The 23,733-nt window shown below is 32.8% G+C and carries 22 protein-coding genes; 2 read left to right on the top strand and 20 right to left on the bottom strand.

From position 1 onward, the window contains the following. Nucleotides 1-25 precede the first annotated feature (25 nt). The 16 genes from NO995_RS05900 to NO995_RS05975 form a co-directional block, all read right to left on the bottom strand. The gene (locus tag NO995_RS05900; RefSeq protein ID WP_258226674.1) at nucleotides 26-1,453 is read right to left on the bottom strand and encodes a lipopolysaccharide biosynthesis protein; all 1,428 of its coding nucleotides are present in this window, start codon (nucleotides 1,451-1,453) and stop codon (nucleotides 26-28) included. Continuing rightward, a complete protein-coding gene (locus NO995_RS05905; RefSeq protein ID WP_258226675.1) occupies nucleotides 1,450-2,136 on the bottom strand; it encodes a hypothetical protein in 687 nt (228 codons plus the stop codon). Before NO995_RS05905 ends, NO995_RS05900 begins: the two co-directional genes overlap by 4 nt. Nucleotides 2,137-2,197: 61 nt before the next feature. After that, the gene (locus NO995_RS05910) at nucleotides 2,198-3,169 is read right to left on the bottom strand and encodes a Gfo/Idh/MocA family protein (protein WP_258226676.1); all 972 of its coding nucleotides are present in this window, start codon (nucleotides 3,167-3,169) and stop codon (nucleotides 2,198-2,200) included. Between the two features lies 1 nt (nucleotide 3,170). Further along, nucleotides 3,171-4,115: a Gfo/Idh/MocA family oxidoreductase gene (locus NO995_RS05915; RefSeq protein WP_258226677.1), complete on the bottom strand. Its 945-nt coding sequence runs from the start codon at nucleotides 4,113-4,115 to the stop codon at nucleotides 3,171-3,173. Between the two features lie 13 nt (nucleotides 4,116-4,128). After that, nucleotides 4,129-5,280: an acylneuraminate cytidylyltransferase gene (locus tag NO995_RS05920; protein ID WP_258226678.1), complete on the bottom strand. Its 1,152-nt coding sequence runs from the start codon at nucleotides 5,278-5,280 to the stop codon at nucleotides 4,129-4,131. After that, entirely contained in the window at nucleotides 5,280-6,149 is an 870-nt protein-coding gene (locus NO995_RS05925; protein ID WP_258226679.1) for an N-acetylneuraminate synthase family protein, read from the bottom strand. Before NO995_RS05925 ends, NO995_RS05920 begins: the two co-directional genes overlap by 1 nt. 10 nt (nucleotides 6,150-6,159) lie before the next feature. Further along, nucleotides 6,160-7,224 (bottom strand): GDP-L-fucose synthase, encoded by a 1,065-nt coding sequence (locus NO995_RS05930; protein WP_258226680.1) that lies wholly within the window; start codon nucleotides 7,222-7,224, stop codon nucleotides 6,160-6,162. Between the two features lie 5 nt (nucleotides 7,225-7,229). Then, nucleotides 7,230-8,348 (bottom strand): GDP-mannose 4,6-dehydratase, encoded by a 1,119-nt coding sequence (gene gmd / locus NO995_RS05935; protein WP_258226681.1) that lies wholly within the window; start codon nucleotides 8,346-8,348, stop codon nucleotides 7,230-7,232. Nucleotides 8,349-8,549: 201 nt separating this feature from the next. Then, nucleotides 8,550-9,401, bottom strand: a complete 852-nt coding sequence (rfbD, locus tag NO995_RS05940; protein ID WP_258226682.1) for a dTDP-4-dehydrorhamnose reductase — start codon at nucleotides 9,399-9,401, stop codon at nucleotides 8,550-8,552. Next, nucleotides 9,398-9,943 carry a dTDP-4-dehydrorhamnose 3,5-epimerase gene (gene rfbC, locus NO995_RS05945; protein ID WP_258226683.1) on the bottom strand — a complete coding sequence of 182 codons (546 nt, stop codon included), beginning with the start codon at nucleotides 9,941-9,943 and terminating at the stop codon, nucleotides 9,398-9,400. Before rfbC ends, rfbD begins: the two co-directional genes overlap by 4 nt. After that, nucleotides 9,943-10,809, bottom strand: coding sequence for a glucose-1-phosphate thymidylyltransferase RfbA (gene rfbA, locus NO995_RS05950; protein ID WP_258226684.1), 867 nt, complete (start codon nucleotides 10,807-10,809; stop codon nucleotides 9,943-9,945). The genes rfbC and rfbA overlap by 1 nt, the downstream gene beginning before the upstream one ends. After that, nucleotides 10,810-11,853, bottom strand: a complete 1,044-nt coding sequence (rfbB, locus tag NO995_RS05955) for a dTDP-glucose 4,6-dehydratase (RefSeq protein ID WP_258226685.1) — start codon at nucleotides 11,851-11,853, stop codon at nucleotides 10,810-10,812. Nucleotides 11,854-11,861: 8 nt separating this feature from the next. Next, nucleotides 11,862-12,929, bottom strand: coding sequence for a hypothetical protein (locus tag NO995_RS05960; RefSeq protein WP_258226686.1), 1,068 nt, complete (start codon nucleotides 12,927-12,929; stop codon nucleotides 11,862-11,864). A gap of 11 nt (nucleotides 12,930-12,940) precedes the next feature. After that, a complete protein-coding gene (locus tag NO995_RS05965; RefSeq protein WP_258226687.1) occupies nucleotides 12,941-14,629 on the bottom strand; it encodes a DUF6909 family protein in 1,689 nt (562 codons plus the stop codon). A gap of 37 nt (nucleotides 14,630-14,666) precedes the next feature. Further along, on the bottom strand, nucleotides 14,667-16,160 hold the full coding sequence (locus NO995_RS05970; RefSeq protein ID WP_258226688.1) for a GH3 auxin-responsive promoter family protein: 1,494 nt from the start codon (nucleotides 16,158-16,160) through the stop codon (nucleotides 14,667-14,669). Between the two features lie 3 nt (nucleotides 16,161-16,163). Further along, nucleotides 16,164-17,033: a M23 family metallopeptidase gene (locus NO995_RS05975; protein ID WP_240572441.1), complete on the bottom strand. Its 870-nt coding sequence runs from the start codon at nucleotides 17,031-17,033 to the stop codon at nucleotides 16,164-16,166. A 118-nt stretch (nucleotides 17,034-17,151) separates the two neighbouring features. On the opposite strand from NO995_RS05975, the gene tatA reads away from it, so the two are divergent. Next, the gene (tatA, locus tag NO995_RS05980; protein ID WP_240572442.1) at nucleotides 17,152-17,334 is read left to right on the top strand and encodes a twin-arginine translocase TatA/TatE family subunit; all 183 of its coding nucleotides are present in this window, start codon (nucleotides 17,152-17,154) and stop codon (nucleotides 17,332-17,334) included. 67 nt (nucleotides 17,335-17,401) lie between these two features. Here the strand turns inward: tatA and NO995_RS05985 are convergent, their stop codons facing one another. From NO995_RS05985 to NO995_RS06000, 4 genes are all read right to left on the bottom strand, one after another. Next, nucleotides 17,402-18,409, bottom strand: a complete 1,008-nt coding sequence (locus NO995_RS05985; RefSeq protein WP_258226689.1) for a DUF4837 family protein — start codon at nucleotides 18,407-18,409, stop codon at nucleotides 17,402-17,404. 107 nt (nucleotides 18,410-18,516) lie between these two features. Then, the gene (locus tag NO995_RS05990) at nucleotides 18,517-20,079 is read right to left on the bottom strand and encodes a LysM peptidoglycan-binding domain-containing protein (RefSeq protein ID WP_258226690.1); all 1,563 of its coding nucleotides are present in this window, start codon (nucleotides 20,077-20,079) and stop codon (nucleotides 18,517-18,519) included. A 79-nt stretch (nucleotides 20,080-20,158) separates the two neighbouring features. Beyond that, nucleotides 20,159-21,346: a phosphoglycerate kinase gene (locus NO995_RS05995; protein ID WP_258226691.1), complete on the bottom strand. Its 1,188-nt coding sequence runs from the start codon at nucleotides 21,344-21,346 to the stop codon at nucleotides 20,159-20,161. Between the two features lie 222 nt (nucleotides 21,347-21,568). Next, nucleotides 21,569-22,417: a T9SS type A sorting domain-containing protein gene (locus NO995_RS06000; protein ID WP_258226692.1), complete on the bottom strand. Its 849-nt coding sequence runs from the start codon at nucleotides 22,415-22,417 to the stop codon at nucleotides 21,569-21,571. 162 nt (nucleotides 22,418-22,579) lie between these two features. On the opposite strand from NO995_RS06000, the gene NO995_RS06005 reads away from it, so the two are divergent. Then, the gene (locus NO995_RS06005; RefSeq protein ID WP_258226693.1) at nucleotides 22,580-23,731 is read left to right on the top strand and encodes a DNA polymerase III subunit delta'; all 1,152 of its coding nucleotides are present in this window, start codon (nucleotides 22,580-22,582) and stop codon (nucleotides 23,729-23,731) included. Nucleotides 23,732-23,733 lie beyond the last annotated feature (2 nt).

The raw sequence follows: 23,733 nt of genomic DNA on the forward strand, positions 1-23,733 counted from the left end.
AAAATTAGTTTGATAATCAACTTCATTATACTTTTCTTACCATTAAAAATTTTTGTTTATTTATCTGAAACAAAAAACACCCTATTAACAATAAAATAATACTCTTTACAACTAAACTTAAAATTTTATTATCAATATTCATAACACTTATTAAAAAGAATGACAAAACAGAAACAATAACATAGGATATAATTCTATAAAATAAAAATGGCACATAATAATTTTTCTTGGCATAAGAAATAACTAATACCATATTAAAAAAAACACCCAAAACAGTTGCCCAGGCAGCACCAATACTTCCAAATACAGGAATTAAAATAATGTTAAAAATAACTGTAACTAAAGAACTTCCAAATATTATAAACATTATAGACAGAGTCTTTTTATTTTGATAAATCATCAAATTAAACAGGCTTACTATTTGGGTGATAAAAATAGAAATAACAAAAACAGGAATAAACTTACTTGAAGTCATGTATTTAGAATCAAAAAAAGAGACCAACTCCGAGGATAAACATGCTATACAAAAACATAGAAACAACGATATTAGCGTAAAAATATAGTTAAGATCTTTAAGTGTTTCTTTACCTTTAACCTGATCCTCCTGTGATGCTAATTTATAAAAAACAGGATTATACGCTGTATTAATTGCACCTAATAAAATAGTACCAACACTTGATATTTTAAAGGCTAGTGAAAATAGACCAATTTGAAACAAAGCATCTTGAGGTGGCAAAAATTTTTCAATAAATACTCTATTAGACATATTTAATAACCATGATGCAAAAAGTGCTGGAATCATAGGTAATGAAAATTGCAAAATTTGCTTCATAATCCCATAATTAATTGTCAAGATTGAATTTTTAAATATTATATATAAATAAAGTAAAAACATTATTCCATTTGCAATCATCTGTCCCTTAAGCATTCCCGCTGCACCTTGTTTTTTAAAAACTACAAAAAACAAAATAAAACAAACATTAAGACAAAATGCAACCATAGAAACTATGGTAAAATTAAACGCCTCTCCTTTAACTTGAAATAAATTGTTAGGTATAAATGAAAATGCTAAAAAAAAAGTATTAAAAATTGCTAAAGAATAATATGGATAAAATGGAATGGTAGAAAATATAAAATTAACATATTCTTTAAGCTGAAATAGTAGAAATAAACAAAAAACAGAAACAAAAGAAACAACAATAGTAATATTACCAATAAGCAATTTTCTTTTATCTAGGTCTCGAAAATCATAAAATAATCTAAAAATAGATCGCTCAGTTGCCAAAGAAAAAAGAATAGCCAAAACAGTAGTTAAAATTTGCATGGATTGAGCTATTCCATATTCGTTTGGAGTCATATATTGAGTATATATAGGAAGTAAAATAAAACCCACTACTTGCGGCAGTATTCTTCCTAAAGAATATATAACAGTGTTTTTAATTAACTTACTCAAAAAAAGGTCTTTAATGTATTGTAAATATGTTTATGCCCTTTGGATCCAACATGTAATTCATCAATAGCAAATTCTTCCATCAATTCCTGAGAAAATGGCTGAATAAAATTAAAATTCTTGTTTTTGAATGATAACTCCTCTAAACAAGAATTATATTTAATAATTGCTTCGCTAATTTCAGGACTTTTATTTATGAAAGAATTCGTAGGAGGAGCAATTGCTAAACATATGATTTTAGTTTCCAACATTTTCGCTCTTTCGATATAATTAAGCCAGTTCTTCCTAAATTTATCTAATGAAACATCTGCATACTCTAATTTTCGTCGAGCATATTTTTTCAAAAAATAATACACTACATTTGATAAAAAATTAGGCGAATAATTTATTAATTTATAAACAACAGATGCTTTCTTCAAATATCTAGGAGAACAATCTGTTATCCCTATTTGAGTTATTACCACATTTGGCTTATAATGCTCTAATAAATCTGCTCCACGCTCAATATTTTTGTAACCTCCTCCTTCTTCAACTAATCTTTCACTAGTGGAAGCCCTTCTTGTTTTATCAATAAAGTAGTACTTCCTATAAGTTGACTGTAACATATATGGCCAAGTCATTTCAAAAGGAACCTCTCCTCTTGGCATTGCCAAGGAATCTGCTATGATTAGAATTTTTTTTTCCAAATTTTTAAAACTTAACCTAGGGAGTTCATGGCTAATTCTGTTGAGGAATAGTTATATCTTTTCACGCCAAAATCTCTTCAATCAGTTTAGAAGTACAAAGTGCTTCTTCCAAAGAAGTAGGCTCAAATTTATTAGAACCTTCAGCATCTTCTTTAAAAAAATATTTTGCTTGCTCCAAAAACCCTGGTTTAAATTCATCTTCGCTTTTATTACAATATTCCTTGTGCACTAAACGCGGATTATATTGTCTTACGGGCGTTTCTAAAGTAGGTTCTTGAATATCAAACCCTTCATATATAGAATAAAATTCAATAGGCTTTAATTCTATTATTTTATTATTTGTATAAAATTTAATACCGAAATTTGCAGGTGCATTCCAATTAGAAATTAAATGTACAGGAACTTCTTCCTTGGTTTTTAATAAACCATTAAAAGTATTAAAACTTTCATCATCATATTTAGACTTGCAAATATCTATGACTTTTAATTCTCCCAATAAATAAGTTAACAAATCAACTACATGAGATGAATTATGAACCCATAAAAAATCTTTATTTTTTTTGTCTTTATTTTTAGTGGTTTCTGGAATTTCAACCTGAACAGACCTAAGAACATCTGAGTCTTTTAATTTAGATTTTAATTTAGGGATAAAATTATAAAATCTTCTATTATGTCCAATCTGCAATTTTGTACCATACTTTTGTTTCTCTTCTATTATTTTATTAACTCCTTCTGAACTTAACGCAATAGGCTTTTCAACAAATAATGGAATTTTATACTTTATGAGCTCTATTACAATATTTTCGATTGAATCCCAGCTTGTCATTAACCAGATAGCATCTAACTCTTCATTTTCTATCATTTCTTTCCAATCTGTATAGATGCTTTCAACATTATATTCTAATTGAAACTCTTTTACTCTTTCCGAAATTGAACGATTAGAAACTGCTTTAATTCTTTTTCCAAGGTGAATTAAAACTTCTGCATGAAATGGGGCAATTTTTCCACATCCTATAAATCCAATATTTTTCATTTTAAGTAATATTTAATCCTTCTAATTTGTGTATTCTTAAAAAATCAAATAACACATTATGTGCTAAACGACTACTCGCTATTGTTGGTAAATAGACCTTTTTATTTGTAAATATATCGTCAACAACTTCATTCATATATTGGCTAACAAATTTTACATTTAAATCCTCCATATGTACACCTGTTTTATCTGCGATAATTAATTTATTTAAGCTCTCATATATAGTGTAATTATTCTTATTAGAACAGATTTGAATTGAGGATGGATTTTTATCTGAAATTAAACTTCTTATAGATGCAATATGTCCTTTTTCATTTTTTATTAAAATGGTTCCTGCAACATCTTCAAATCCTTTTCTTTTTTGTTCGTAAACTAAATTTGAATTGGAATAAGCTATTTCATATGATTTACTCTTTGAAAGCCATAAAAATAATTCAATTTGATGAATACCCACTGTTGACAAACCCCACCTCGGCATACTAGTATAAAAAGATAACTCTTCAGTTTCCTCTAACTCCTTATAAATTCGTTTGTAAAAATTCTGAGCATGAGCAATAAAATTAACATAGATATTAACAGCAAGTTGCTCTGCCAATTTTTCCAATTCTTCATATTGTTCTTTATACTGAACAACAGGCTTTTCTAATACAATTGCTTTTGGTTTTCTTTGAATTATAGGGACAAGTAATTCCATTCTACCATTTGCTGTGGTTGCAACAATTACAATAGAATTCTCATCTATTTTCTTAAGAATTTCTTCAAAAGACCCCTCTAAAAAAATTTTATCCTTCGGAATTTCATTAGATTGGCAAAATTCTGGAATAGATTTTAAAGCATCTTGATATAAATCGTAACAATAAATTTCAGAAACTAAGTTCGAATTAATAACTGCTTGTAAATGTCTTTTTCCAATATTTCCTGTGCCAATTAAAATTATTTTATTCATTTCAAAATTTAATTTAACTCAAAATTATTTCCACAAATTCTCTAACAACACCTTCGCCTCCATTTTTCTGTAAATGTATAATGTTTGGTATATTTTTTATTTTACTTAATGCATTATTGGGGCAAGCTGCTAAATCTACATGAGATAATAGTTCAAAGCAATTAATATCATCACCTATGTAGGCTACTTGTTTTATATCGATATTTTCCTTTTTACACATATCTAATACTGCCTCTAATTTGCCACCATGCTTTTTGCCTTGATACAAATAATCAACCTTTAGTTTCTTAGCTCTATTCTCGACTATTTTAGTATTTTCTGAAGTTACAATAGCGGTTTTTATACCTCGTTCACGCAACAATTGAAACGCCATACCGTCATGGGTATTAAACTTCTTTAACTCGTCTCCAGACTCGCTGTAATACATTCCGGCATCTGTTAAAACGCCATCTACATCTGTTACAAAAAGCTTGATATCAACATTTGAAAGTTTATTTTCCTTTAAAATAAAACGCTTCATTAAAGATTCGGCAATAATCCAATCTTCTTCTTCATCAATTTCAACAGCTGTGTATTCGGGCATTTCGGTGATACCTATATCCCCAGATAATCTGTTTTTACTGTCTAAAATATTTGCTACAGAATTAATATAAAATGCACCATTTTCCATTAATAAACCATCAAAATCCTGTCGTCTTGGTCTGCTTTTATAATTATAATTTAGAGGCTCTCCTTTATCCGTCCAAAAAAAACGTTTTGTTCTTACACATGAAAGAACGGAATCGTGTTGCTTAAACTTTTCTAATCCTTTATCTAAATCTAAAGCTGTTAATAAAGGTGATGTCGCTTGAATTAATAAAAAAGTATCATTATTTCTTAATTTTTCCTTTTCAATATATTCGAGCATAACACTTTCTGAAGAAGAAGTATCTTGAGCATTCTCATCATTTCTTCTATATACAGCAACCTTATTAAGACCGAAATCAAGAACTGTCTTTTCTATTTTGGCATCATCTGTTGCTACAACTACTTTAGTAATATCTTTAGAATCGTTCGCAGCCTTGAGCGACCAGTATATTAGTGGCTTGCCACAAAAGTTCTTAATATTTTTTAATGGTATGGATTTGCTTCCTCCTCTCGCAGGAATAAAAGCTATAACACTCATTATTTTCTGTATTTCAATTTTTCTCTTTGAACTTGTTCTATTTCAAGAATTTCAGAATCTTTATAACTTAAAGCATCGTATGTTGCTTTTAAATCACGACATAATTTTCTCATTCCAGCAGGTTCTAATGATGCGGCATGATCGGTTCCTTTCCAGGTTCTGTCTTTAGTAAAGTGTCTTTCAATCCAATTAGCTCCTAATGCAAAAGCTGCATTATCTATTGCAATACCTAAATGATGTCCAGAAAAACCAACATGTTTTACTCTATCTCCATATTCTTCAATAAGTCTGGTTATTTCTAATAAACAAACGTCTTTAAAAGGAACTGGATAACCAGATGTACATGAATATATAACTAACCTACTTTTAGCTTGATCTGTTTCTTCAAAAAACTCAATTATTTGCTTCTCCTCTTCTTGATTTGTCATCCCAAAAGAAAGGTGCACATCGCCTTCAAAATCATCTCTTAACACCTTTAACATGTCAAAATTATTATTACAAGCAGAAGGTACTTTTAGCAATCCTGGATTAAAAGTTATCATTTCTTCAGCTGAAGTTACATCCCAAACTGATGTCGAGTACTCTAAACCAATGCTATCGCAATGCTCCTTTAATTTTTTGTGCTGATCTACTGAAAACTCAAGGTATTCTCTATGTTCACCATAAGTATTTCCATAAGAATTTGCTGGATTAGGGTGTGGTGCGTTATACTGTTCTTCAGTTAATAGTTCTTTGTTATTTCTTTTTTGAAATTTAGCAACATCTGCGCCGCATTCTTTAGCTAAGTTCAATAATTCTATAGCAATATCAAAATCACCTTTGTGATTACATCCTATCTCTGCTATTACTTTTGGTTCTTTATAGTTCATATTCTTTCTTTTATTTTTCTTTATACCAATTATATATCCTTTCAATCCCTTCTCTTAATTCAATTTTATGCTTCCACCCTAAACCATTAAGTTTAGACACATCGGTTAATTTACGCATAGTTCCTTCAGGTTTTTCAGTATTAAATACTAAATTTCCTTTAAATCCAATAATGTCTTTTATCGTCTCGGCGAGTTCTTTTATAGACACGTCGGTTCCTGTGCCTATGTTGATATGCGTGTTTCTGATTTCTGGTTGGTGCTTAGATTCTGAAACAAGTTCAGAATGGCAGTCATTAAAATCTCTGTTTTCCATTAGAAACACACAGGCATCGGCCATGTCTTCACTCCACAAAAATTCGCGCTTTGGTTTTCCTGAACCCCAGATTTCAACACTATTTTTGGAAACTCCGAACCTTGTTAAATACGCTTTGGCTTCTTCTATATTTGAAACATTTAAATCCTGTATTACCTCATCAAACTTTGATTCAGACAATAATTTAGCGAGATATATTTTACGGATTAAAGCCGGCAAAACGTGCGATTTTTCTAAATCGAAATTATCATTCGGGCCATACAGGTTTGTAGGCATTACCGAAATAAAATTCGTGCCGTACTGCAAATTATAGCTTTCACACATCTTAATACCAGCTATTTTAGCTATGGCATAAGGTTCGTTAGTATATTCTAAAGTATCGGTTAACAAATACTCCTCATTCATAGGTTGAGGGGCATTTTTAGGGTAAATACAAGTACTTCCTAAAAACAACAATTTCTTTACATTATGAACATAACTTTGATGAATTACATTATTCTGAATCATCATGTTTTCATAAATAAAGTCGGCTCTATAAACATTATTTGCTACGATACCTCCTACTTTGGCTGCTGCTAAAAACACATACTCAGGCTCTTCTTCTTTAAAAAAAGAAGCCACATCAACCTGATTGGTTAAATCAAGTTCCTTATGCGTTCGAGTAATAATATTATTATAGCCTTTATCTTGAAGATTTTTTAAAATAGCACTACCTACTAAACCTCGATGTCCAGCCACATAAATTTTAGCTTGTTTGTCCATTAGATTTATTCAAAATAGTTCATAATTTGATACCCGCCATCTTTTAGATATTGCTCTTTTTTCATAAGCTTAACGTCACTTTGCATCATATCTTTTACTAAAGCCGGCAAATCGTATTCTGGCACCCAACCAAGCTTTTCTTTGGCCTTTGTAGCATCTCCAATTAACAAATCAACCTCTGTTGGTCTAAAATATTTAGGATCTACAGCTAATACTTCTTTTCCTATTGGTAATTGATATTCTGGATTATTACAAGCCTTTACAAATGCTTTTTCATCAACACCTTCTCCTTTAAATTCTAATTCTATACCTACTTCTACAAAACTCATTTTTACAAAATCTCGAACAGTAGTGGTTTTATTAGTTGCAATTACCCAATCTTCAGCTTCTTCGGCCTGAAGAATCATCCACATCATACGAACGTAATCTTTAGCGTGCCCCCAATCGCGTTGGGCATCTAAATTTCCTAAGTAAAATTTATCTTGTAATCCTAACGCTATTCTCGACGTTGCTCTGGTTATTTTACGAGTTACAAACGTTTCCCCTCTAATTGGAGATTCATGATTAAACAGAATACCATTACACGCATATATACCATAGGCTTCTCTATAATTTACAGTAATCCAATAGGCATACATTTTCGCCACAGCATAAGGACTTCTTGGATAAAATGGTGTTTTCTCAGTTTGGGGAACTTCCTGTACCTTTCCGTATAATTCTGAAGTAGACGCTTGATAAATTCTGGTCTTATTCTCCATCCCTAATAACCTAATAGCCTCTAACAATCGTAATGTACCTAAACCATCTGCATTTCCTGTATATTCAGGCATTTCAAAAGATACATGTACATGGCTCATTGCAGCCAAATTATAAATTTCATCTGGCTGTACCTCCTGAATTAATCGAGTTAAATTTGTACTATCGGTTAAATCTCCGTAATGAAGAAAAAAGTTACGATTTTCAACATGAGGATCTTGATATAAATGATCTATTCTATCTGTATTGAATAAAGAAGATCTTCTTTTAACACCATGAACCTCATAACCTTTTTTTAATAAGAACTCACTTAAATAGGCCCCATCTTGACCTGTTACCCCCGTAATTAAAGCAACTTTTTTTTTCATTTATCATTAATTTTACATCCAAAGTTTCTCAACAAAAATAGGACATTAAGTTATTTTTGCAAGATTATTCATATTCTTTATATCAATAAACAAGTAGTATTAACAAATGTTGAACAAAATAACAAAACCAGATAGAATATCTCCTTTTTTTAAGATTTAACCCATAAAATATTAAATCTAATTATGATATTAAATCAGCTTCTACTCTTTAATCAATACTTTTTTTAGGCTAAAACTCCAATGTGGAACCTCTACTCCTAATTTATTCTTTATTTTTTCTTTACTTAAAACGCTATATGTTGGTCTTTTTGCTTTAGTAATATATTTACTACTATCTATTGGAATTAGCTCTATATTTAAATTGGCAATTTTAAATATCTCTTTTGCAAAATCAAACCAACTAATTTCACCCTCATTGCTATAGTGATAGACTCCAAATTCGTTAGTCTTATTTTTAACTATATCTAAAATAACTTTAGCTAAATCTCCAGCGTAAGTAGGCGTACCTATTTGATCGGCAACTACAGAAATTGCGTCACGTGTTTCGGCTAAACATAGCATCGTTTTCATAAAATTATTGCCATGTTCAGAATACAACCAGGAGGTTCTGATTATAAAATACTTTTCCAGAATATTTTGTATTTCAATTTCGCCTTGTAATTTAGAAGCACCATAAACACTAATAGGGTTTGGTTGATCCCCTTCTGTATAAGGTTCTCTTTTAATACCATCAAAAACGAAATCCGTTGAGATATGAATTAAAACAACATGATACTCCTTACAAGCTAAAGCTAAATTTTTGACTCCTTTGGCATTTACTTTAAACGCCAATTCTTGTTCGTCTTCAGCTTTATCTACTGCCGTATAGGCTGCACAATTAACACAATAATCAATATCATGCGATTTAAAAAACGATTGTACTTGGTTTAAATCACAAATATCCAATTCCTGCGAATCTGTATACATTACATTTAAACCATCAAATTTCTTTTCAACATCCTTAATACATGATGTTAACTGTCCATTTCCCCCAGTAACTAAAACATTAATCATAACTTAGCTTCTTTTAATTTTGGTAACACTAAGTCCTTTTCTGAAATAATTAACTCACCTTCAGGTAGCACCCAATCAATATTTAAGTCTTTATCATTAAAAATGATGCCTCCCTCGGACTCTTCATTGTAGAAATTATCGCATTTATATGAAAAAATAGCGGTATCACTTAACACCACAAATCCGTGCGCAAAACCTCTAGGGATAAATAACTGCTTTTTACTGTCCTCTGCCAATTCTAAAGCAATATATTCTCCAAAAGTTTCAGAATCCGTTCTTATATCAACGGCAATATCCAAAATACAACCTTTAATAACTCTCACTAACTTAGCCTGCGCATGCTCTCCTGTTTGGTAATGAAGCCCTCTAAGCACCCCTTTGGAAGAAAACGACTCATTATCCTGAACAAAATTCACATTCTGATTTGTAAGTTCATTGAATGTTTTTTGATTAAAACTCTCAAAAAAATATCCTCTACTATCATTAAAAATTTTAGGCTCAATAACAAAACAGCCTTTCAATTTTGTTTCTTTTACAATCATTATTTTTTATTCAATAAGCCCAATAAATTCTTTCCGTAACCACTCTTCAATAAAGGCTCTGCTAAAGCTTTAAACTGCTCTTCATTAATATATCCCATTTCATAGGCTGCACCCTCAATAGCACCAATTTTTAAACCCTGACGTTCCTCTATGACTTCTACAAATTGAGAGGCCTGCATCAACGATTGAAACGTGCCTGTATCTAACCAGGCAGTCCCTCTATCTAAAATACTCACATGAAGCTTCTTTTGTTTAAGATAGGCTTTATTGACATCGGTTATCTCAAGTTCACCTCGATGACTAGGTTTAATATTTTTAGCGATCTCAACCACTGAATTGTCATAAAAATAAATACCAGGAACAGCATAGTTTGATTTTGGATGTTCTGGTTTTTCCACAATGGAAATCGCCTGACCTGCCTCATCAAACTCAACGACACCATACCGTTCCGGATCATGAACTCTATAGGCGTAAATAATGCCACCATCAGGATTATTATTCGCCTGCAATAGTTTCGCTAAACCTGTTCCATAAAAGATGTTATCACCAAGAATTAAGGCTACTTTATCATCTCCTATAAAATCTTCACCAATTAAGAATGCTTCAGCTAAGCCGTTAGGTTCTTCCTGCACAGCATAATCAAATTGACAGCCATACTTTTTACCATCACCCAATAAATCTTTAAATAATGGTAAATCTTTAGGCGTTGAAATAATCAAGACTTCATGAATTCCAGCATACATAAGTGTTGATAGCGGATAGTATATCATAGGCTTATCGTAAATAGGCATCAACTGCTTACTTACCGATAAGGTTAACGGATGTAATCTTGATCCTGATCCCCCTGCAAGAATGATACCCTTCATTTAACTACAATGCTTTTTATAATAATTCTTGTATTCGCCAGTCGTGACATTTTTTAACCATTCCACGTTATTCAAATACCAATCTATCGTTATTTCTAAACCTTCTTCAAAAGTTACCGAAGGCTTCCAACCTAATTCGGTATTTATTTTAGATGCATCAATGGCATATCTTAAATCATGCCCAGGACGATCTTTAACATAGGTTATTAATTTTTCTGAAGTTCCAGAAACTCTTCCCAATTTTTTATCCATTTGAGCACATAATATCTTAACCAAATCGATATTTTTCCACTCATTAAAGCCTCCTATGTTGTAGGTGTCCTTATTTTTTCCTTTATGAAATACCAAATCGATAGCTAATACATGATCTTTAACATACAACCAATCGCGAGTATAATTGCCGTCACCATAAATTGGCAACTGTTTATTATTTATAATATTATTTATAAACAATGGAATTAACTTTTCTGGAAACTGGTTTTGCCCATAATTATTTGAACAATTTGTTATGATGTATGGCAGACCATATGTTTCTCCATATGCTCTCACAAAATGATCGGAACCTGCTTTGGATGCTGAATACGGTGAATTGGGATTGTAAGATGTCGTTTCGGTAAACAACCCAGATTCTCCTAAGGTTCCGTAAACTTCATCGGTGCTTACATGATAAAACAGTTTATTATCAAAACTGTTAGCCCACAATTCTTTTGCCGCATTTAATAGATTAACCGTTCCAATAATATTTGTTTTTACAAAAGTCAAAGGATCACTAATTGAACGATCCACATGCGATTCGGCAGCTAAATGAATCACCGCATCAAAACGATACTCTTGAAATAGCTGATTTATAAAAACAGAATCATTAATATCTCCTTTTATAAACTGATAATTAAAACGATCTTCAATATCCTTAAGGTTTTCCAGGTTGCCTGCATAGGTCAATAAGTCCAAATTATAAATCTTATAATTTGGATATTTTTCAATAAACAGTTTTACCACATGAGATCCTATAAATCCCGCTCCACCTGTTATTAAAACCTTCATTATAAATCTTATTTCACTTGTTCTTTTATATATTCAGAGATTCCTAATAAAACAAATGTCATTAATGTTAACCCTAATAATACTATTGGTAATTTAAACTTCATCTTATCAGTCAATGTAGAGTAATCATATCCCGTAACAGGAAATCCTGCTAAAACATTAACTACATTTTGCTGCTCAACTCGATCTCTATTAATTTCTCGCCTTTCTGCCTCTAGGTCCAAGCGTTTATCTAAAATTCTAGATTCATCCACAATTAAGCTCGTCGATTCAGCATCTCCCATGTACAGATTAGTTCCAGAACCTAATTTGGATTCTTTTTTAGACTCATTAATTCTAATTTTTAAATATTCTTTTAATAAAGAATCTGTTTTAGCAACCTGATCTATTAAGATTTCATCTTTCTTTTTTAGGTTATCATTACTCACCTTTAATAATTCCAGTAAATAATCGTTATACGAAATCTCTTTAACAAGAGCTTTTTCAATCTTTTTGTAAAGAGCTTTATCAGCTGAAGCTACGCCAATTTTATGTATTTTAAAATTGTATGCATTCATCGAGCTTTTAAACTTATCATAATTCATTTCTATCTGAGTGACAGAGTCCAACCTATTAAAATATGCAGAGTACATTTCAGAGAGCCTATTTTCATCGATATCAGGCTCTATATAAAACCCTTTTAGGCTAGCTGCTTCCGATGGTGTTATTTTTAAACGCTTGGCTAATTCTAGAGTATCATGGTCTTCATGAGCTAATTGATGAAACTCTTTTATGTTTTCATACACCTGACGTGTTGAATTGAAATTCGTTTCTATAAACATATTAGCACCATAAAGTGTATCTGTATTTTTATCTAAAATATACCCAATAATAACGCCCAAAATAACAGCTCCAGCATACCACACAAAACGTTTGTAAAAATGTATCAACAACATCAAAACAAGACTAAATAAACCTTTAAAAATAGAAGCTATAAACTTAAAAAAACGGTCGAAAGCATTACCTATTAACTTAAATAATTGTCCTAAATCGACTTCTTCAGATGATTGCGGTGGCGTTTGCAATTCTTTACTCATAAATTAAATTATTAATTGAAAATTTGTTCTAATATTTTTCTTGTTATCAAATATGTTGGCTTAACACCTGAGGTTCCTAATCCTCCAGAAGCTAAGGTCGCACCCGTTTCGAGTGGGTTATCACTGGCATAATACGCATATCTTACTTTAACATTACTACTAATACTTCCTCTTACTTTTGATGCCGCCTGAATGGCTTTTTGATAATGCGCACCTTCCATTTCCAAACCTATAACTTTCCAGGTAGAATTATGGAAGAATTTCAAAATATCCTTATTCTGTAATGAAGTCCCTAAAACGGTAATCATCGCTCCATCATAAACATTGACCCCTTGATTTTCTAAATCTTCTTTTTTAAGCTCATTTTCAAATGGATAATTATCGGCGGTACCTTCAAATATATGGGCAGACGGAATCATAATGTCGCCTTTACCTCCTTGTAAAATACCTGCTTTACCCATAATAGAAATCGATTCCACATTTAAGTGGACGTTCTTCCCTTTCACTTTGAACGGTTTTAAAAGCTCATCTATGGTTTCATAGGCTTGTTCCCCAAAGGCATAATCCATTACCAAAATTACAGGCTTATTTTCCACAATATAGCTTGATGTTACCGGAATATCAATTTTGGAAACATCTATTTTGCTGGTATCAAAAATTTGAACATCTATATTTGTTCCTGAAGTATCTTTAACATAAATCATACCTCGTTGTAACGCTTCTTTATTCACTTTACTTCGAAGCTGTTCATTTTCTTTTTTACTAATGGCTTCGTAAACCCTAAAAATATCTTCTTTAGCTACTAATGATTTCAACGCATTGGGAGCAAATAAAGTATTCATTACACTATGCATATTAGCGCTAATAATATGAATTGGACGCTCTAAAAGTCCTTCCTTAAAAAGAATGTCCTTGATATTATCTGACCAGATTTCACCGTGAATATGGTGCCCTATACGTTCTCTAAGCATTGGGCTGAACGTAACTGTACGTTTATTATTTGTTGTTTGCTCCTCAATGGCTAATTTACCCAGCCAATAAATAATATGTAAAAATCGCTCCGGTTGATTTTCAACAGCAAACTGATTGTAAACCGTCATCAACTCATTAAACGTTCTTCCTAAAATATTTGCAGTATGTGTTATGGCTACTTCACGCTCTTCCTGAGATAATTCTTTATTCAAAAGAACAGCCTTTTCAAGCTTGATCCAATCGCGCGTCGTCGCCCCAGATTCGTTAATTACGACACGTTTACTTATTTTATGCGATTCAACAAACAAGAACGTTAAATGCGTTAAGATATCGTAAATCTCAGATCGGCCGCGCGTAATTTCAATATTCATTTGCTCGGCATCTATGCGGTAACAATTACGACGACGTTTTGAAGGAATAATAGGTTTAAAATGAGAATTTAAATACCCTTCATCGCTTGTTAAATTGATGAACATACACTCTTCAATACCCATTGGAAGACGATCAATGACATAAAGTAAGCCTTCCAACTCAGCTTTTTCATCACCAATTGATCCGTAAATCTCTGGACGCAAAAGCAGCAAAGCTTGTCTTAACGTTTCACCAGAAACCCCCATAGGTTTATAAAACCCACGGTTAAACAAATGACGCATAGTAATATACATCCGCTCAATGGCGTTCGAACTCTCTTGAGCTCGTGTTCTTTCGTGATGTTTTCTATTACTCATACGTCCTAATATTCGGCCAAATATACTATTATTTCATTTAATCGATATGAGGAAAACCCTCAACAATACTTCTGTCGTTCGATAATCTTGGTAACTTATTCTGTCCGCCTAACTTACCAATAGATTTCATATATTCTTTAAATCCGTCCTTTTTTACTTTCCGAATAACAAGGGGTCTTAAAACTTTACCTTCTATTAAATCGAAATAGTAAATGTTTTGCTTTTGAAGCGATTCATCGATACGTTTTTCCAAATCGGATAAGTCATCCGGTTCATTCTCAAACTCAACAAACCATTCATGATACGGCAAACCTTCTTCAGGATTAATTTGTGGTGCCACGGTAAATTCCGAGACCCTAATATTGGTTTCTGAAATGGCTTCCTGCATGGCCTGCTCTACTTCTTTTCCTATAACATGTTCTCCAAAGGCAGAGATAAAATGCTTGATTCTTCCGGAAACAATAACTCGATAAGGCTTCGTAGAAGTAAACTGAATTGTATCCCCTATATTATACCCCCAAAGCCCGGCATTTGTGGAAATAATCATCACATAATTAACCCCAATCTCAACATCTTTTATCGTGATTCGTTTCGGGTTTTCAGTAAAAAATTCATCGGCTTTTATAAACTCATAAAAAATACCTGAATTTAGTAAAAGAAGCATCCCTTTTTCATTTTGTTTATCCTGATATGCAAAGAAACCTTCACTCGCCGGATAAAGCTCAATACTATCGACTTTTCTTCCTATAAGATTTTCAAATTTCGCTCGATATGGCTCATAATTGACACCTCCGAAAATAAACAGATTGAAATTCTTAAAAATATCACCGACTTTCTTACCGGTTTTCTGCTGAAGTCGCTCGAAATACATCTGCACCCAAGATGGAATTCCTGAAATCACGGTCATATTCTCAGGAAGGGTTTCTTCAACAATAGCATCAACCTTGGTTTCCCAATCATCAATACAGTTAGTTTCCCATGAAGGTAATCGGTTTTTTTGAAGATATTTAGGCACATAATGTGCAACAATTCCGGAAAGCCTTCCTAACTGAATGCCGTTTTGCTCTTTTAAAATAGGACTCCCTTGGAGGAAAATCATTTTACCATCAACAAACTTACTGTTACCTGTTTCATTGATGTATAACAAAATAGCATTACGTGCGGCTTCAACATGAAACGGCATACTTTCCTTAGTAATTGGAATGTATTTCGCTCCAGAAGTAGTCCCTGATGTTTTTGCAAAATAAATGGGTTTCCATTTCCAAAGTACATCTTCTTCTCCTGCCACCACGCGCTCTACATATGGCTTTAAAGCCTCGTAATCTCGAATAGGAACTCGCTTAACAAAATCGGAATGATTTTTTATACTTATAAAATCATGATCCTTGCCAAAGGCTGTTCCTGCTGCATCGGCTATTAAATTCTGAAATACCTTTTCCTGTGTTTCAACAGGGTTATTCGCCCACTTTAAAACACTTTTATATATACGTTTGGCAAATGGTTTCGCCAATGCCGATTTTAATGAAATCATATACTAGTTAAAATCTATAAAATTTGTTGGATTAACGGGATAACCGTCATTCCAAAGCTCAAAATGTAAATGTGGCCCCGTCGACAATTCGCCTTCATCACCTGAAGTTGCAATAACTTCACCCGCTTTAACCAAATCGCCTTGACCTTTAGTAAGTGCCGCATTATGTTTATATACCGAAATTAATCCATAACTATGCTCAATAATAACCACATAACCTGTACTTGCTGTCCACTCAGCAAAAATAACAATCCCATCGGCAACCGATTTTATTGGTGTATTTTTAGCTACTACAATATCTACTGCATAATGCTTTTCCTTTAAGTTGTAAGGCTCACTAATGGTCCCGTTAACCGGAGAAAACAATAAAAAATTGGATGCCGATGTAGCCGATTCAAAAAGATTGTATTTATCCTCCTTATCCACTCGTTCTCTTAATAACGAATCTTCCGCACTCGGCGTAAAATCCACCTGACTGGCTTCTAATTTTACAGCTTGAATAATAGAATCCTTATTTACATCTGATACACTAACATCGCCTTTTAAAACCTGTTTAATCGATTCGAAATAACGATCGTTTAATGCCAGTACGCGTTGTAACGAATCAGTCTTATAATTAAGCTCTGTCGCCTTCTTTTTTAAAGCCGCAGAGGAATACCCTGGAATATACTCTCTTAAAGGTGTATAAGCTATAATTAAACAGGTTACAACCATTAAAAATATAGCTGATAGCGATGCTATAACAAATACATTTAGACGCGTTAACTTAAGCGATAAACGCTCCTCGAAAGTGTTCTCGTTAAGGATTACCAGGCGATACTTGTCAAGTAATTTGCGTTTTATTCTTTTCGGTCTTTTCTTCTTATCTTCCATGATAAAAACAAAAATAATTAAAATTATAGCATGATAGCTTTGCTTTATTCTAAAGTTATTGTTAATAACGATTTTATTAAACTTTAATTATTAACTTTGCGTAACTAAATATTTAATTATGATCTCATCAAGTATATTTTTAGGTGCTATTGGCCCATTACAAATAGCTCTAATAGTTATAGTAGTTTTATTATTATTTGGAGGTAAAAAAATCCCTGAATTAATGAGAGGACTTGGAAGCGGAATTAAAGAATTTAAAGACGCTAGTAAAGACGACGAAAAGAAAGAAGATAAGCAATAATTATCATCTTTTATCTATAAACAAAAAAGCCAGCAAAATTTGCTGGCTTTTTTGTTATGGTATATTTCTAATTAATTTTAACCGATTTTACAATGGATTCCAACTCCAGCATATAATCTCGTTTTTCAACCGATGGCGCAAAGGCAAAACCCTCAATAACCACCCATCTGTTATTCTTTTTATCTTCTATAGCGTAATTTAAAAACGGGCCACCCATAAAATCATTTTTTAAATCCCAAATACCACGGGTTTCAATTGCCATTAAATCATTTACGGTTGTTTCTGTAACAAAAGGCGCATAAGCCATTTCTGTAGTCATATAAGACTCTATTTTTTCACCATTAGCTTTTAACTCTCCATCTTGTCTGCCTTTAATATATTTCTTCGCAACAGAATCCCTTATTTTAATAATCTCATTAACAACGCTATCGTTATCTTTAATTGCTGAATATGGTAATTCATAAATCATTAAATTCGTTGTTCCTGTTGTTATATCCTTTCTAATCCAGAAAAAATCATCAGCCTCTCTTGCTATAAAATATGCAGCATCAAACTGAAGAGTTAACTCCAATTTTTGTTTTATAACATCAAATTTATGAGGCGATTTAGCCATTTGGCGCTGTCTTGCTTTCAATTCCATAGCCTTAAAAGTTTCAACAATTTTAGAGCCATTTTCATTTATTAAGTTAATAATCTCACTTCTGTCTTTTCCTGAAACTACAATAACTTTTTGAGGCTGTGCATAAACATTATCTAAATACTGAACAGCCGCTTCTTTGTTCATTTCAATTTTTAAAATGGTCCTGTTTTTAGTTACAAAACCAGAGAATACAGAAGGTGGAATCTGACTCAAAGTAAACGTTGGCTCATCTTGAGGAAGTCCATAAAGAGGTGCAGCTAAAACATTTCTAATGGCATCACCAATACTACCATCCCACAAATCGTTTTCTAAAATCACTGAAACATTATTGATATTTCCAGATGAATCTAAAACGATTTTCTTTTCAGACGATTTTTTATCGCCACAAGACACAACAAGTAATAAGGTTAAAATTGAAACAAAAAGATTTTTCATCTGTTAAATTTTAATAGATTTAATAGTCTGACAAACACCCAAATTTACTTTAATTGATATCCAATTTTTAATAAAAAGGTGTTTTATCGTTCGATAAATTTACGGAATTATCCCTTAGATATTTTAAGTTTCATCCCCGGTTTTAAAGTATTACCGCGAATACCGTTCCAATCTTTAATATTTTGAACAGAAACTCCAGGAAATTTTTGCGAAATACCCCAAAGCGTATCTCCGCTCTTAACAACATAAGTTGTTGCGTTGCTTGTAACAGCCTTTGTTGGCGCACTGTTTGCCACCGCTACATGTGGATTTCTTGGGTATATAGTTAAACGCTGTCCTATTTTTAAATCGTTACTTCGTAAACCATTCCATTGCTTAATTTGACTAACACGAACCCCATATTTTCTTGCAATTTTACCTAAAAAATCGCCTGAACGCACTTTGTAAACCGTTTTAGAGTCGGCTTCAAAAAACTGCGGAAGTGGTTTTTCACGTTTATCAAATTCTGTTTTTGCGAAGGCATAAATTTGTTCCTCGTTAGTCACAAAATCACCTATTACAGTTCTTGGTAAACGCAGTGTGTAATTTTCGTCTTTTATAAACGGAATAATATCGAGTTTGTACGACGGGTTTAAAAACTGAAGCTCTTCAATAGCAACACCAGTAACCTCTGCAACCTGATCTAAAGTAATCATTTGTTTTACACGAATGGTATCGGTTTCAAAATAAGCGACTTCCGGTCTTGGCTTAGTAAATCCGTGTTCTTCAGCGTACTCAAAAATATACATGTTGGCTAAAAATGCCGGTAGATATCCCGCTGTTTCACGTGGTAAATTATGTCTGATATTCCAGTAGTTCTGATAACCTCCAGATCGTCTAATCGCTTTGGTAACATTACCAGGGCCAGAATTATAAGCTGCTAAAGCCAAATCCCAATCGCCAAAAATTTCATAAAGTTTAGACAGGTATTTTGCCGCCGCTTCGGTAGATTTTATAGGATCGCTACGTTCATCGACATAACTGCTAACATCTAATCCGTACATTTTACCGGTACTAAACATAAACTGCCATAAACCGGTCGCTCCTACTCTAGATTTTGCACGAGGTTTCAACGCCGACTCTACTACCGCCAGATATTTAATTTCTAATGGCAAATTGTAATTATCAAGCTCACGCTCGAACATTGGAAAGTAAAATGCACTTAAATTAATTAAGCGCTGTAATAATTCTCTGCGGTTTTTTAAATACGATTTAATAACACTCTCAAGACTCGGATTATATTCTACGTTAAATGGTGTTTTAGCATTTAACAAGGCTAATCTCGCCTTTAGGGTATCGGTTGGTAACCCTGGATACTCTACTTCCTCAAAATTTATTTCAGTTACTGAATTATAAACCGTGTCGTAAAGGGAGTTGCTATAAAGTTCTTCTAACCATTTTTCATCGACACCTGCCGCTAAAAAATTATCTTCAAACTTTTGAATTAAAAGGGAGTCATTTTGAAATAAAACTTTGGTAACAGCAGGCTTTTTTCCATCTACTAAAGAATCCTTTAAAAGGACATTGTTTTTAACAACATCATCCTTTTCTTCCACCACAGCACCCCTCGTTTGCGAGAAAGCACTCGTAAACGATACAAAAAACATAAATATAAAAATGCGAAAAGCCATAAAATCAATTCATTACATTATTGAACGACAATATGGCTAAAATCGTATTTTTTAGTCTAAATTAAAAACTTAATTCCAATTAATCGAGAATTGCAGCGATACCTGGCAATACAACTCCTTCTAAACTTTCAAGCATAGCACCACCTCCAGTACTAACATAACTTACTTTATCCTCGAATCCAAATTGCTTAACAGCCGCTACAGAATCACCTCCTCCAACAAGAGAAAATGCTCCGTTTTTAGTTGCTTCAGCAATAGAATTCCCTAACTCAATGGTTCCATTAGCAAAACTTTCCATTTCGAAAACACCTAATGGACCATTCCAAAGGATTGTTTTACACTGCATAACTACATCGTGGAATTGTTTTCTTGATTTTGGTCCGGCATCAACACCTTCCCAACCATCAGGAATTTTATCGATATCTACTTCCTGAGTATTAGCATCATTACTAAACGCATCGGCAGCAATAGTATCAACAGGAATATGTACCTGAACGTTCTTTTCTTTAGCTTGTTTTAAGATATCTAAGGCTAAGTCCATTTTATCATCTTCGCAGATAGAATTTCCTATTTTTCCACCTTGTGCTTTAACGAATGTAAAAGCCATACCACCACCAATAATTAAGTGGTCTACTTTATCTAAAATATTCTCGATGATAGTAATTTTAGAAGATACTTTTGCGCCTCCAAGAATTGCTAAAACAGGCTTCTCTCCTGTTTTCATCACCTTGTCTATACTTTCAATCTCCTGAGCTAATAAGCTTCCGAAACATTTGTGATCAGGAAAGAATTCTGCAACAATTGTAGTCGATGCATGTGCTCTGTGTGCTGTACCAAAGGCATCGTTTACATAAATATCTCCAAGTTTCGCTAACTGACCAGCAAACGCTTTGTCTCCAGCTTCCTCTTCTTTATGAAAACGTAAATTTTCAAGTAATAACACCTCGCCTGGCTGTAAACTTGCTGCTGCGGCTTCAGCCTTTTCACCAACACATTCTGAAACGAATTTTACTTCAACTCCTAAAATTTCAGAAACTTTAGCAACAATGTGATTTAATGAAAACTCATCCTGAACACCTTTCGGACGCCCTAGGTGAGACATTAAAATACAACTTCCGCCATCTTCTAAAACCTTTATAATTGTCGGCTTTGCAGATACTATTCTGGTTGCATCAGTAACATTAAAATTTTCATCTAAAGGCACGTTAAAATCCACACGGATAAGTGCTTTTTTATCTTTGAAGTTAAAATCGTTTAGCGTTTTCATTATTATTCTTAATTAATTTGATTCACAAATGTAACTAATTAAAAACAGGTTTAAAACGCCTTTTTTTACGAAAACGATGTAACTACTTAAGAATTATTAAAAAAGTAGATTTCAGTAGAAAAATAAGTTCAAAAATAGAAGATATGATATGCCTACTTAAATTAAAAATCCGAATAACTAAAAATAGCTACCCGGATTTATAATCTATTATTGAATTTAGGCTTATTTCTTTATAATCTTGACACTTTGAGAATTGCTCCCCGATATCACTTTAGCAATATAAACGCCATTTGGTAAGTTTGACACATCTAAATTAGTTTCCGTATTTTTAATCGTTTTGTTTAATACTTCCTTTCCAAGAACATTGTAAAGCGAGATACGATCTAGAATTGCATTTGCTTTAATTTTCAAATAATCCTTGGTTGGATTTGGTCCAAATGAAAAACCTTCAATACTCAAATTGTTTGAAGACAACGTTTTCATAGTTAATTCAAAATCATCAAAACCCAAATAAGCATTTCCATTCTGATAAATCACTACGCGCATACGAACATATTGATAACCGGATGGAACATTATAAGTTATCTGCCTCCACCCCTGAGAGTTAAAGTTGCCACTTAAAGCCGTTTTAAAAATATCTTCATGAAAATCATATCTCGCCCACTCGGTTTCATCATCAAAAGCGACTTCAAAATAGATATAATCGGAAGATTTTAAATTCACATACTGTACTCTAAAAGAAATATCGGCAGGAATACCATTCAATTCCACTGGATTAAATAGCAGCATATGTTCAGGAGACTCTAATCCTGTAACAGATTGTGAATAATCGTTATCCAAATCTCGACCCGCTATATACGTTGTTCCTGAAAAAGCTCTTGGTATTCTTCCGTTAGCCTGTGAAAATCTTCCCCATAAATCGGTTCCATTTTGTTTGGAATAAAACGGAACATTCGTTGAATATGCCCAGTTGTCTTTATCGCTGGCATCAAAACCCTGCTTAAAAGCCTGAGCTCCAAGAAAAAATGAACAGGCCACTAAAAAAAGAAAAGTGATTGTAGTTTTGTTCATGACTCTTAAATTTAAACAACTAAAAATGAATAGATTAATAGGCTTTATCAAATCTAAAAGAAATACGCATTACCTCATCACAATTTCGATAATCTGCCTGTTATTTAGTCTTATTGCAAGAGTTACTGTAAAATCTGTTATGAATTCGGTTATATTTGTTGCATGCTATTTTCAGAAATTTTAGGTCAAGACTACATTAAATCCCATTTAACACAAAGTGTTGATAATGGCAGAATTCCGCATGCACAATTGTTTGTTGGACCTGAGGGTTCTGGCACCTTACCTATGGCCATTGCTTATGCACAGTATATTCTTTGTAATAATAACAATGGAGAAAATACATCTGGAAACGAATCTTGTAATCTAAAATTCAACAACCTTTCGCATCCCGATTTACACTTTGCTTTTCCTGTAACAACCAGTGAAAAAGCAAAAAGTCATCCAGTATCGAGTCATTATCTTGAAGAATGGCGCCAGCTTTTAAAAGAACAACCTTATGGAAACCTTTTTGATTGGTACAAGCTTTTAGGGGTCGACAACAAACAAGGACAAATTGGGGTTGATGAAGCTCAGGATATTGTAAAAGCACTTTCCTTAAAATCGTACGAAGGAGGTTATAAGGTTATGATTATCTGGATGGCTGAAAAGATGAATATTGCAGCCGCCAATAAACTTTTAAAACTTATTGAAGAGCCACCAACCAAAACTATTTTTTTGCTTATTGCTGAAGATGAAGAACAAATTATCAATACCATACGTTCGCGCTGCCAAGTATTGCATTTTCCTCCTTTAGCAGAAGATGTTATTATAGAATCACTCAAAAGTAAATACGACTTAAACGATGCCGCTGCAACAAAAATTGCACATCAATCTAACGGTAACTATAATAAAGCCTGTGATTTGGTTTATCAGGATTCAGAAGATCTTCAGTTTGAAACCTGGTTTATTTTCTGGATACGCAGCGCCTTTAAAGCCAAAGGCAACAAGGCAGCTATTCACGATTTAATATCTTGGAGTGAAGATATAGCAAAAACAGGTCGAGAGACTCAAAAGCAATTCCTTCAGTTTTGTATAGATTTCTTCAGACAAGCTCTATTAATGAATTACAGCGCTACCGATTTAGTATATCTAGAACCGAAAACCGAAAAGTTTAAACTGGAAAACTTCGCGCCATTTATTCATGGTAATAACATAATGGAAATTAGTGATGAACTCCAGGACGCTATTTACCATATTGAACGTAACGGGAATGCAAAAATTATTTTAACCGATTTATCAATTAAACTTACCCGCTTACTTCATAAAAAAGAGTAGTT

This window comes from Aestuariibaculum sp. M13 (assembly GCF_024723255.1).
GTDB lineage: Bacteria > Bacteroidota > Bacteroidia > Flavobacteriales > Flavobacteriaceae > Aestuariibaculum > Aestuariibaculum lutulentum.